12 protein-coding genes are annotated in these 11,783 nt (G+C 47.7%); 6 read left to right on the top strand and 6 right to left on the bottom strand.

Annotation, left to right across the window (positions count from 1 at the left end; all coding sequences use genetic code 11):
• The first annotated feature begins 129 nt into the window (after positions 1-129).
• Genes QJS83_RS14525 through QJS83_RS14510 form a run of 4 tightly spaced genes read left to right on the top strand, consistent with a single transcriptional unit; the run spans position 130 to position 3,874 of the window.
• Positions 130-1,053, top strand: a complete 924-nt coding sequence (locus tag QJS83_RS14525) for a class I fructose-bisphosphate aldolase (protein WP_284605819.1) — start codon at positions 130-132, stop codon at positions 1,051-1,053.
• Positions 1,053-2,531, top strand: a complete 1,479-nt coding sequence (gene lysS / locus QJS83_RS14520; RefSeq protein ID WP_284605817.1) for a lysine--tRNA ligase — start codon at positions 1,053-1,055, stop codon at positions 2,529-2,531. Before QJS83_RS14525 ends, lysS begins: the two co-directional genes overlap by 1 nt.
• A 54-nt stretch (positions 2,532-2,585) precedes the next feature.
• Positions 2,586-3,431: a sulfurtransferase gene (locus QJS83_RS14515; protein ID WP_284605815.1), complete on the top strand. Its 846-nt coding sequence runs from the start codon at positions 2,586-2,588 to the stop codon at positions 3,429-3,431.
• Positions 3,422-3,874, top strand: coding sequence for a YiiD C-terminal domain-containing protein (locus QJS83_RS14510; RefSeq protein ID WP_284605813.1), 453 nt, complete (start codon positions 3,422-3,424; stop codon positions 3,872-3,874). The genes QJS83_RS14515 and QJS83_RS14510 overlap by 10 nt, the downstream gene beginning before the upstream one ends.
• On the opposite strand, the gene QJS83_RS14505 is transcribed toward QJS83_RS14510, so the two are convergent.
• The 3 genes from QJS83_RS14505 to QJS83_RS14495 are packed head-to-tail and all read right to left on the bottom strand — an operon-like array spanning position 3,808 to position 7,369.
• The gene (locus QJS83_RS14505; RefSeq protein ID WP_284605811.1) at positions 3,808-5,946 is read right to left on the bottom strand and encodes an ATP-binding protein; all 2,139 of its coding nucleotides are present in this window, start codon (positions 5,944-5,946) and stop codon (positions 3,808-3,810) included. The two genes, QJS83_RS14510 and QJS83_RS14505, sit on opposite strands and share 67 nt — an antisense overlap.
• A 53-nt stretch (positions 5,947-5,999) precedes the next feature.
• Positions 6,000-6,884 carry a trypsin-like serine peptidase gene (locus QJS83_RS14500; RefSeq protein ID WP_284605810.1) on the bottom strand — a complete coding sequence of 295 codons (885 nt, stop codon included), beginning with the start codon at positions 6,882-6,884 and terminating at the stop codon, positions 6,000-6,002.
• On the bottom strand, positions 6,884-7,369 hold the full coding sequence (locus QJS83_RS14495; RefSeq protein ID WP_284605808.1) for a hypothetical protein: 486 nt from the start codon (positions 7,367-7,369) through the stop codon (positions 6,884-6,886). Before QJS83_RS14495 ends, QJS83_RS14500 begins: the two co-directional genes overlap by 1 nt.
• Positions 7,370-7,455: 86 nt before the next feature.
• Here QJS83_RS14495 and QJS83_RS14490 point away from each other — a divergent pair, with 86 nt between their 5' ends.
• Together QJS83_RS14490 and QJS83_RS14485 are read left to right on the top strand one after the other, a co-directional pair.
• Positions 7,456-7,584, top strand: a complete 129-nt coding sequence (locus QJS83_RS14490) for a hypothetical protein (protein WP_284605806.1) — start codon at positions 7,456-7,458, stop codon at positions 7,582-7,584.
• Between the two features lie 13 nt (positions 7,585-7,597).
• Positions 7,598-9,538 (top strand): TonB-dependent receptor domain-containing protein, encoded by a 1,941-nt coding sequence (locus QJS83_RS14485; RefSeq protein ID WP_284605804.1) that lies wholly within the window; start codon positions 7,598-7,600, stop codon positions 9,536-9,538.
• Positions 9,539-9,552: 14 nt separating this feature from the next.
• On the opposite strand, the gene QJS83_RS14480 is transcribed toward QJS83_RS14485, so the two are convergent.
• The 3 genes from QJS83_RS14480 to QJS83_RS14470 form a co-directional block, all read right to left on the bottom strand.
• The gene (locus QJS83_RS14480; RefSeq protein ID WP_284605802.1) at positions 9,553-10,290 is read right to left on the bottom strand and encodes a hypothetical protein; all 738 of its coding nucleotides are present in this window, start codon (positions 10,288-10,290) and stop codon (positions 9,553-9,555) included.
• A gap of 103 nt (positions 10,291-10,393) precedes the next feature.
• Entirely contained in the window at positions 10,394-10,786 is a 393-nt protein-coding gene (locus QJS83_RS14475; protein WP_284605800.1) for a hypothetical protein, read from the bottom strand.
• Complete coding sequence (locus QJS83_RS14470) at positions 10,783-11,730, bottom strand: HD-GYP domain-containing protein (protein WP_284605799.1); 948 nt, start codon at positions 11,728-11,730, stop codon at positions 10,783-10,785. Before QJS83_RS14470 ends, QJS83_RS14475 begins: the two co-directional genes overlap by 4 nt.
• Positions 11,731-11,783 lie beyond the last annotated feature (53 nt).

Raw genomic sequence — 11,783 nt, 5'->3', positions numbered from 1 at the left:
AGAGCGAACAGTATATCACAGAGTGTCTTCTGCCAAGCGTGTTAATCTCTGAGACGCACTTGATTATATGGGAAAAACTCAATAAATTCTTGGCGCACTGGACTTTTCTAAGAACAACAGGAGATAGAGATGACGCCAAGAGTTAGAGAGATTTTAAGCTGGTACGGAGCTGACAACCCAGGAGTACTTACGAATTTAGCTCGCATGATGAATCACGGTAAACTTGCCGGCACAGGTAAGTTGGTGATTTTGCCAGTGGATCAAGGTTTTGAACATGGTCCTGCTCGTTCTTTTGCGAAAAATCCAGATGGATACGATCCTGCGTACCACGTAGAACTTGCGATCGAATCAGGTTGCAACGCCTACGCGGCTCCACTCGGCGCGATCGAAGCTATTGCTCGCGACTATGCCGGCGAAATTCCTTTGATCTTGAAAATCAACAACTCTGACACACTTTACGGCGATAAACGTCCAATCTCTGCATTGACGTCTTACATTGACGATGCTTTGCGATTGGGTTGTGCGGGAATTGGTTTCACAATCTACCCGGGATCTGGCGAACGCAAGCACATGTACGAAGAGATCGCGGAAGCGTCTCGTTTGGCGAAACAAGCGGGTCTGGTCGTTGTGATCTGGTCTTACGCGCGTGGTGAACAAATTTCTAAAGAAGGTGAAACTGCGATCGACGTGATTGCTTATGCCGCTCACATCGCCGCTCAATTGGGCGCTCACATCATCAAGGTAAAACCGCCAACTGCGCACATCGAACAAGCAGCGGCTGCGAAAGTTTACCAAGAACAAGGCATTAAAGTAGCGACATTGGCAGACCGTGCTCGTCACGTTGTTCAGTCTTCTTTCAACGGCAAACGCATCGTGATCTTCTCTGGTGGCGAAGCTAAAGGCACGGAAGATATCTTGAAAGAAGTGACGGAGCTTGCTCAAGGTGGCGGCTTCGGTTCCATCATGGGCCGTAATGCATTCCAACGTCCTAAAAAAGAAGCGATTCAATTGTTGCACAACGTGATGGAAGCATTCGCAGGGAAAAAACTGTAATGAGTATTCATGAAAATCCATTAAGAGCCGAAAAACGTAAAAAATTGCATGCTCTTCGCGAGAAGGGCATCAATCCGTACCCGTACGTTTTCGAAAATAAAGCGAAGATCTCCGAAGTCGTGGCAGAACATGCGGCGACTCTTCAGCCAGGCGAAAAGAAGCCGGAGTTCGCTTATCGTATCGCAGGGCGCTTGATGACTTTGCGTATGATGGGTAAAGCGTCTTTCTTTAATATCCAGGATCAAACAGGCACTGTGCAAGTTTACGTGAAAACGGAAGAGCTTTCAGAGCAAGACCGTGAAGCGTTCAACTTGGTGGACTTGGGGGATATCGTTGGTATCGACGGCTTTGTATTTAAGTCGCAAAAAGGCGAGTTCTCGATTTACGCGAAGAGCTTCCAAATTTTGACGAAGACGATCGAGCCTCTTCCAGAAAAATTCCACGGCGTGCAAGATATCGAGATCAAGTACCGTCACAGACACTTGGATTTGATCTCCGATGCGGATTCACGCAAGGTCTTTGAAACACGCTCTAAGATCATCAAAGAAATTCGTCGTTTCTTGGATGACCGCGGATTTATGGAAGTGGAAACACCGACGCTTCAACCGGTTTACGGTGGAGCTGCGGCAACGCCTTTCACGACTCACCACAAAGCTTTGGACATGAAGCTTTACATGAGAATTTCTCCAGAGCTTTATTTGAAGCGCCTGATCGTAGGCGGTTTTGAAAAAGTTTACGAGATCTCTAAAAACTTCCGTAACGAAGGTATCGATCGCACTCACAATCCTGAGTTCGCATTGCTGGAGTTCTACGAGGCTTATACAGACTACAACTATCAAATGAAACAGTTTGAAGAGTTGATTTCGTCTTTGGCTTTGAAAATCACTGGCAGCATGAAAGTGTCTTATCAAGGAAAAGAGATCGACTTCACTCCGCCGTGGAGACGTTTGACGGTCTTTGACGGTGTTCGCGAGTACGCAGGCATCGATCCCGATAAGGCCACAGAGGAAGAATTGTTCCAAGCGATCCGTAAAAACGGTGGCGACATTGAAAAGCCTGGTAAAAAAGGCGAAATGATCATGGAGCTTTTCGAACTCACGGCAGAACAGCACTTGTGGCAACCGACGTTCGTTTTGGATCATCCGGTCGAGATTTCGCCATTGACGAAGATTCACCGTCGCGACAACCGTCTGGTTGAGCGTTTTGAACCATTCGCAGCTTGTATGGAAATCGGCAATGCTTACTCGGAGTTGAATGATCCAGAAGATCAGTTAGCTCGTTTGAAAGAACAAGAAGCCAATCGTGCTAATGACGAAGAAGCGCATCCTATGGATGAAGATTTCTTGTTGGCGATTGATGCCGGCATGCCGCCAACGGGTGGCGTGGGTATCGGAATTGAACGTATCGTGATGATAATGACGGATCGTCCAAGTATCCGAGACATCATTTTCTTCCCGACGATGAGAATTACGAAGTAAAATAAAAAGGGAGCGCAAGCTCCCTTTTTGATTTTTGAACACCGAGGTTTTTCGATGAAATACATAGCGCTGAGCTTGCTCACAGTTTTCACAATGATGGCGTGTCAGCAAAAACCGACAAAGGTTGTTAACCAAGAACCGGTCATGGGCGAAAACGTCACGGCAGAAAGCCTTATAAAGGGTTTGCCTGTGATTCTCGATGCGCGTCCCGCATTTGAATTCAACCTTGCGCATGTACCCGGAGCGATCAATGTGCGTTGGGAGGATTTCTCTCAGCAGAATCCGAAGTCCCGCGGTGTTTTGCAGAATGATTTGTTTGCGATCGCTCGTCGTTTATCTCTTATCGGAATTGATCCCGAAACGAAGGTTCTTGTTCTCGGCAAAGGTGCTCAGGGACAAGGTGAAGAGGGACGTGTCGCGTGGACACTGAAGGTTCTTGGCGTCAAAGATGTCTATACCTTGGCTCACAATTCTTACCGCCAAATAAATCCGACGAAAGAAGTTCCCGCGGTGAAAAATAAACCGTACTGGAAGCCGCAAGTGCATGAAGAACTGATGATTGATTTCAAAGACTTTAAAACTTTGGCGCAAAGTACAGAAAGTCCTTTAGTGATTCTTGATGTGCGTTCCAGCCAGGAGTTTGCTTTGCGCAACCTTTCCCAAATCAAAGGTGTCAAAGCCGGCGTTGTAAATGTGGAATGGAAAGAGTTTTTTGACGAAAAAGGTTTGCCACGCAAGCAATCAGAACGACTGCTTTCAGAAAAAGGCATTGGCAAAGATTCGCAAATTCTGGTGATTAGCAATCACGGCGTTCGTTCAGGAGCTGCCGTTTATGCTCTCAATTATCTTGGTTATAAAAAAGTGCGTAACTTTGCCGGAGGTTACGAGCAATGGAAGTAAATGCGGAAGAGCTCATAGCGACTCTTAAAAATAAAATCACGCTGTATGAGCATCTCGGAATTGAGGTTCTTGAAATCAATTCTGAGAAAGTGCGTTTCCGCGTTTCCTTGGAAAAGAATAAAAATCACAAAGGCACGGCATTCGGTGGCAGTCAGTATGCGACGGCAGTGATGGCGGCTTACGCTCTGGTTTTGGCAGGGCTGCATGCACGCCAGATTCCGACGGAAAACATCGTTATCGCCAAAGGGGACATTCAGTATCTTCGCCCTGTAGAATCCGATTTTGAAATCATCTGTGCTTTCCCTTCGCGCGAAGAGGAAAACGCTTTCTATGACGAACTCGTCAAAAACAAAAAAGTAAAAGGGACCTTAAAGTCTCAGATCGTGGCTGACGGGGGCTCTTTAAAAGCGGTCTTGACGGGCGTATTTGTCGTTAAGCTTTGATATAAGATATCAATGATCTCGCTTTTTTTCACGGGTTTCACGGCATAAGAGTCACAACCCGAGGTGATCGCGCGTTCCAGGTCTTCAACAACGGCGGTGGCTGTCAAGGCGATGATCGGTGTGTGCGGCAAGCCGTTCTGTTCCTCATAGTGGCGAATGGTCTCGGTCGCTTTGTATCCGGTCATAATAGGCATTTGCATATCCATAAAGACCAGATCGTATTTATTCTGCTTGAACTTATCGACCGCCTCTTGTCCGTTGATGGCTTCGTCACACGCAAAGGGAAGATTTTTGAGATAGTGAATAATAAGGACGCGGTTGTCTTCCGAATCATCGACTAAAAGAATGTGGAAACGTTTTCCTGCGGGAATATTCCAGCGAATCGGGGCGGTGGTTTTCTTTTCTTGAGAACTCGCAAGATCGGGCCGGTGCGGTAAAAGAATGCGAAACGTTGTGCCTCGGCCGGCCAGACTTTTCATTTCCATTTTTCCGCCCATGATCTCGACAAGATTTTTCGAGATCACAAGCCCTAGGCCGGTGCCGCCGTATTTTCTGTTAATGCCGGGATCCGCCTGAAAAAAAGGAGAAAACAGTCGGGCTTGTTTTTCGCGGGGAATGCCAATTCCCGTGTCTTGCACTTCAATCAAAAGTTTTTCGCCTTGCTCACGATCAATGCGCACGCCGACGTGAACCGCGCCTTCGGTTGTGAACTTCAAAGCGTTTCCAATAAGATTAAAAAGCACCTGGCGAATACGGGTCGGGTCTCCGCGCTGAAAGACGGGGACCTCTTTATCAATCATAAGCTCAAAGCGCAGACCTTTTTCTTCGGCTTTGATTTGCAGAATTTCAAAAACACTGCGCACAGTCGCATGCAAGTTGTAACTGACGTCTTCAACGGTGAGCGCTTTGGCTTCGATTTTGGAAAAGTCCAGAAGGTCATTGATCAACGCTTTAAGATTTTCGCCGGCATGACTGAATAATGTCAAATAGCGTTCCTGATCACGGGAAAGCTGGGTTTCTTTTAACAGCTCCAACATGCCTAGAACGGAATTTAAAGGAGTTCTGATTTCATGGCTCATACGTGCCAAGAACTCGGACTTGGCTTGCGACGCTTCTTCCGCGCTGTCGCGAGCGGCTTTCAAGGCGCCTTCCGTTTCGCGCAGTTTATCGATTTTTTCGGTCAAGGAACTGACGGCGGCGCCTGTAATAAGTGAGCAAAAACATAAAGTCAGCAAGGTCGCGGGTGTCTGAATTAAAACCGGCTCATCCGCCCACGGCAGATTCAATGAGCGCGGCAGAGTGATCGTCAACGCCATCACCCAGGTGTTAATCAAAAGAGCCGCATACAGTCCATACCACGCGGACAGAATCAGAATAAGAATTCCGTACACGTACCAGGTTTGCGAAAGAGGCAAAGACAACGCAAGCACAAGGCTTCCGGCCATCACTCCGGCCAGCATAAACTTTTCTTTGCGCGTGAGTTTTTCAAGTCGCAGGGGCGGCATCGTGTGATAGACAAAAAGAGAAAGACCTTTCTTGTATAAAAACGGCGTAAAAATAATCAAAAGAGGAAACGTCAAAAACACGGCTCCCGTCAGATCGCCAACGGCGGTGATGAGAGTGTTCCAAAGAAAAACTTCCTTTTGCATGAAGCCTGTGGCGACAAAGATTGCCTGAATCGCAAACGACGCAACGATGGAGGGAATCAACAAGCCATAGACAAAAAACAGACTGATATTTTTTGGCGTCGGCTTCCAAGAAGAAAGACTTTTAAAGCGTTCACGCACGAGCATGTATGCCATAAAAACCTCTGCCAATTCCGGGAGAGCATAGAGCGGGTAGAGTTGCGGTTTAGGAAGTCCGATCAATGGCATGGCAAAGAGCGCATTTAAATAAACGGCAATAAGAACTCGCGGGCCCCACCAGAGGGCCATCACCACGCCAAGATTTATCGGGAAGTAGAGCCAATAAACGCTTTGAGCAGTCGTGAAGGGCACGCTCACTAAAGTAGCTAGCATTAAGAGCAATAAAGGGGCGACCCAAGTCCACCATGGAAGGCGTTTTGTATCCATAGCGGTATTGTATTACTTTATAGAGGTCTTACGAAGAGCGACTCGTAAAAGTGCTAAAGGTCAATGTGCGAGGCCTTCGTAAAGGTTTCGCCGAAACAAGTGCCGTTCTGACAGCGGTTGAAGCCAAGGCAGCCGCCTTCTTTCTGAACGCGATAGATGTCATCTTCCAGAATGTCTTCCATACCTGTGCTAAGAATTCCCAGAAGCTCTCCTTGCGCATTGAAAAGCGGAGAGCCGGAGCTGCCACTAAATGTGTCAACCTCCACCTTAAACGAACTCATGCTGTCGTTGTAGCTTAACACTTTGCCGAAGTCTTGTTTCAACGGCAGGCCCAAGGGATACGAAAGGCTCAGAACTCGTTCTCCCACGGTCACGGAAGTTTTTGTCGCGAAAGTGACGGGTGTGACGTCCGTGACGTCGCGATCAAGCTCGATAAGGGCATAATCCAACTTTCCCCGCTGTAGGGTGCTTTTAAGAATGCGTTTGCAGAGGTAAACGTCGTCTTTAGAAACGCTCAAACTTTTTGCCACCGGTGCGGTCCAGCCGAAAAGGAAGCGGGTTTCCTGGCAGAAGTTTTTCGCGGTGACGCAATGACCGGCCGTAAGCACAACCTTCGGCGCCACTAAAACACCTGTGCAAAACCCCAAAGCGGGTTGATCTAAAAATTTTTCGTCAGGGCACAGCGGAAAAGACTGCTGCAGTGTCGGGGTTTTTATTTGCCAAAAAGTTTTTTTATCAGCGAGCCGGCGTTCTTCCACCAAAGTGACGGTGGCTTTTGCGAGAGCATATACGGAAGAAGCGGCGCTTACTTCCGCGCGCGAGTCGTCGCCATAGATAACCGCATTCTTTTGCAACTCATCGGTTTGGTAAGTTTCTTTGCTTGGAGCGCAAGCCGTGAGGATGAAAGAAACCCAAAGAGTTTTGCGAAGGATAGACATTACTTCACCGGCTTGGGATTCACTTGTCCAGTCAGGACGCCGTTAATGATAAGAAAACCGTGCTCATGGGGACCGCCCTTTTTCGGATTCATATGCACCCAGTGAATCACGCCTTTGTGAGGAGAATAAGGGTCCGCCACAAAGTCACCGCAAGCGATGATCTCATCACCGGCGCGGAAATCGGGAATCTCTCCGAATTTGGTGTTGTAGATGACTTCGATGCGATCGTCACTGGTGGAAAAGTCTTTGTCGAAGTCGACTTCGAAGTGAATGTGTTTTTGTCGGTCTTCCATCAGGCGCACGATGGCGCCTTTAACAAAGGCACGCGCGGTGAATTTCTTTTCCATCATATTGCGATAGACAAGAACCTTGTTCTCATTAAACGTCATGCGATCTTTGCGATCCATGCACGCGGGCGTTTTTACGCTGGCAAATGAAGATGTCGACAAAACAAAAAGAATAGTGACAAGAAAAACCCATTTCATAGGCGTGACTATATCAGAGAGGCTTCACGTGCAGTTCCTTGATGCACAGACAGAGAAAACATTTTAAGGCTGTCAAAACATTAGACATGAATATTAAAAACACCTCGTCTTCTCAACACGTTATCTCTGCGCTTTCTTCCTCTTTTCAATTCGCTTCTAAGGCGCCGAAGCGTTTGCGTTCCGCAAGCGAAGTGCTTATGGAAACTCTTCTGTGAAGGAGAAAGCGCAATGAAATTTAATTCGCGGTTCAAACTATCAGTGTTTGTTTTTTTATTCTCGCCACTGATGGTCCACGCCCAAGAAAATGCCAATGAGTCGGAAATTGAAACTATTCAAATTAAAGACGACGCGAAAACCCCCTCGAAAACGATCATCAGCTCAGAGCGCTTAGAGCAAACGCAGGCGGAGGACGTCAAAGAATCCTTGAAAGGTGTTGCCGATGTGATTGTCGGCGGAGGGCAGAAAGCTGGACAAAAAGTTTACGTGCGCGGTGTGGAAGACACGCAGCTCAATGTCACTATCGACGGCGCTCGCCAGAGCGGTTATCTTTTTCACCATCAAGGTCGTTTAAGTATCGATACGGAACTGGTAAAAGAAATCGATATTGAGGCGGGCACAGGAAACGCGTTGGCAGGACCCGGTGCCTTAGGCGGCAGTCTGCGTTTTCAAACGAAAGATCCAGAAGACCTTCTTTTGCCGGGGCAACGTCATGGTGCTTTTGCAAAACTCCGTTATACAACCAACGCAGACGAGAAAGGCGCAAGCCTTGGAGTTTTTGGTAAAGCCACGGACTCGGCCGGTTACTTGCTTTATGGAAATTTCGCAGATTCAGGAAACTATCATGCCGGAGGCGGCGACGCCGTCAACTACACCGCGGGAACACCCAAAAGCGGACTTGCAAAGCTGACTATTGCTGTCAGTGAAGTGCAAAAGCTGACGGTCACAGCGAATCTTCGTGAAGACAATGCCAAACGTTCTTTGCGCGCGCACTTCGGTGATTTGCCATTCAATCCTCCGAACGACCAGAAGTTCGGAAGTGAAACGTATACTTTGCAACACGTTTATGCTCCGATCAGTTCCTGGGTGAATCTGCGCTCTGAACTTTACGTAACAAAAACGACGTTAAGTCAGGAGAGTGCGACGGGAAAATCGCAAGCGTACGCGCAAAGTTTTGGCGGCCAGATTGCAAATAAAACCGAATTCAACTCTTTGCACTCTATGGTGATAGGGACGGACTATAACGTGGATCGCTCTGAAGGGGAGCGCGCGACAGGGACGGAAGCAGAAACCGGAAAAATTTTCGGGCTCTTTGCGCAAGATCAGATCCAGCTGGCTGAAGATTGGAAGATCTCTGCCGGTCTTCGTTTTGACAGCTATGATTTGGAAGACGTTGCCGGCCAAATAATCAATGCTCATCACTTCAGTCCCAATATTAAATTGAGCTATCAATGGAACCTGGTTTGGAGTTCTTACGTCTCTTGGTCGCAAGCCTTTAAAGGGCCTACGCCGATGGAGGCCTTTGTAATGAGTAATGTGAAAACGGTGACTCCGGTGGTGCATCTTAAAGGGACGACCGCAGAAACGTCCGAGGTCGGCGTGCAGGCGAAATGGGCTTCTGTGCATCTTGACACCGTTTTTTATTCAACTGTGATGCGTGATGCGATCGACGTGAGCACGAACCGCATCACCGGTGTTATGACTCGCTCGAATGCCAAGGAAGATTTGAAATTCCAAGGGGTCAATATCAACGCCATTTATTCGCAGGATGTGTTTTCCCTGCGGGGCGGATATGCGCATAATAAATCGGAGTACGGCGACGAACCGCTGGGATACATCGCTTTCAATCAGGGAAGCTCTTTTGGTGATCGCTTCGTCTTGGGTATTGACTATAAAGTCGTGCCTTACAATGTTTTGCTTTCGTGGGACAGTTTAGTGACTTTGAAACTCACCGATGTACCCTCAGGAAGTCGGGAGCAACCGGGATACGATACGCATGACATAGCGGCGAGCTGGATTCCCAATGAGCATTGGCGCTGGGGACTTTCCATCTTAAATATTTTCGATAAAAAGTATATCGCGCAAGGAACGCCTTACCAAGTGCAAGGAGGCGAGAACACCGTGTACGAACCGGGTCGCGATTTCAGATTTACAATGAGCTATTTATTTTAAAGAAAGAGGGGCTCTTAAAGAGGAGCCCCTGCATCAATCCAGCGTTTGAGGTAATCGACTTCATCCGCAGTTAAAGGTGCGATGCCGTACTTGCCGTTTTGTGGGGGCATGAAGCGTTTATAAAGCCCCGGCACGACGATTTGATAAAGAATGCTGTCTTCCGCTTTTTCTTTAAGGAAGCCTTTTTCTCTGATGACATTGACGTCTTCAAGAACAGTGCGTTTGGCGCGTTCTTGCGAGTGGCAGGCCATACATTTGGGACCAAAGATTTCGGCTTGAAGATTGGCAAAGCTTAACTCCAAGGATTTCAAATCGGTTTTAGGTTTTTCTTTCGGAGCTTCAACTCCTGCGCAAGCCGCGAGTTGTCCGACTTTTTGCGTGCTTTTGCGCTCATGAGTTTGGTCTTCAATCCACGTCTCTAGAATCTGTTTTTCACAGGCCGTCAAGGGCTTATAACCGCTGGAACGAGGAGGCATGCTTTCCTTGTGAACAGCACTCAAGATCGATTCTTTTTGCGCGAGCACCTCTTCAGCCGTATCCATGCTGCGACTGCCGCTCGTGTGACATTCAAGACATGTTCGCATGGCTGTGAGTTTCACAGTCTCGAAATTCACTGCTTTTGTTTGCAAAGAGCCCAGGCCAGGAATACCCGCACCGTCGGTTTTGTAAAGACCGAGTTCTTGAAAAGGATAGCTACAACCGCCGGCAAGAAGAACTGAAAATACCAAGAAAAGGAGCGACTTTTTTTCCATAAGGGAAGGTTTTAGCAAACTTCCCATTGCGAAGGGGAGACCTTCGCGTTGCATAGAATAAATTACATAAGGGTGTTAAAACATTCGGCAGCTCGCCGGGCTGTTAATAGCGAACCTTGGATTTTAAAGGCTGGAAAAGACCGTCTTGGGATGTAGAAGCGGGTTTACGTGAACCTTTGGCTGCTTGCACGCAGGAAAGTCTTTGTTCGTCGGAAAGCTCCGCACTGTCTCCGCAGGCATCGAGTGCTTGAGGATTAAAACTTTGTCCTTTGATGCTGTCCCAACAAGTCCAAAAGGCTTTGTCATCTTTTTGCAGATTGCAAATCGTGGCGGCATACCAATCAACTTCGTCTTTTTCTGTGCGGCCTTTGCAAAGCTCAATATCTTTTTCACCGATAAAGCGGTCGCAGAAGCCGGAAGGGTTTGTCGGTTCGATGGCGAAGGCAATAAGGGGCACGCTCGCAATAAGAGCCAAGGAATGAAAAACGATCTTCATGAAGCCACCTTGATCTTAAATAAAACCGAATACATCGCTTTCAACATGTCGGGATCATAACGGCCCGCCAGTTTTTCTTTCATCATCGTCACCGCGTCTGTTGGAGTCATCGGGACGTTGTAAGATCTTTGTGTCGTCATCGCATCGTAGGTATCGGTAATAGCCACGATACGTGCGAACGGGTGGATTTCATCGGCAACCAGTTGCTGAGGATAGCCGTTGCCGGCCCAGGATTCATGATGTTCAAAGCACGCCGCTTTAATAGCGTCACTGATGTTCGGGTGATTGTTCAAAATGACCAAGCCATATTGAGGATGCATTTTCATCTGCTCCCACTCCGCATCCGTCAAGCCGCCTTTTTTGCACAGAATATCGAGACTGACGTTGCGTTTACCGATGTCATGGAAAAGAGCGCCGACGCCGAGTTCTTCCAACGTATTGGCGTCATAGCCCAAGGCTTTGCCCAAGCCGAGAGAGTAAATGCTCACATCCAAGGAGTGGTTGTAAGTATAGAAGTCATGGCCCGAAAGGGAAATCATAAAGCCCATCGCTTCAGGGGCATTCTCCATCAAATCAATAAAGTCTTTGATGATCGGGCGGGAATCGTCGAGGGCTTTGTTAACGTCAGGATTTTCGAAAAGATCTTCCATCAAAGCGACTGAAGACTCGCGCAGGATTTTCGCCTTTTCGAAAGGATCTATAAGGCTTGAGTTCATTTCCTCACGCACCCAATCACGATACTTTTGTTTGTCTTCCGTGCGCACAAAGAACGAATCCCCGGTGTCTTTGCGATGCATGGCTTTGATTTTTCCATCAGACAGGCGGTCGCCTGCGCGCAAATACAAGAGATGCTTTTGATCTACATAAACGTAGATGTCGAAAGAGGTGACTTTGTCAGGACGGATGGTGCTGAGACGGATGCGAAAGAAAGAAGAAGACTCCATAGTTAAAATTCTGCCATGGATACATTGACTTAGATACAAAATCCTGAATAATC

The organism is Bdellovibrio sp. 22V (assembly GCF_030169785.1).
In the GTDB taxonomy this organism is placed as follows: domain Bacteria; phylum Bdellovibrionota; class Bdellovibrionia; order Bdellovibrionales; family Bdellovibrionaceae; genus Bdellovibrio.
Note: the sequence above shows the minus strand (reverse complement) of the source record. Positions and strands in the feature narration are given on the sequence as shown.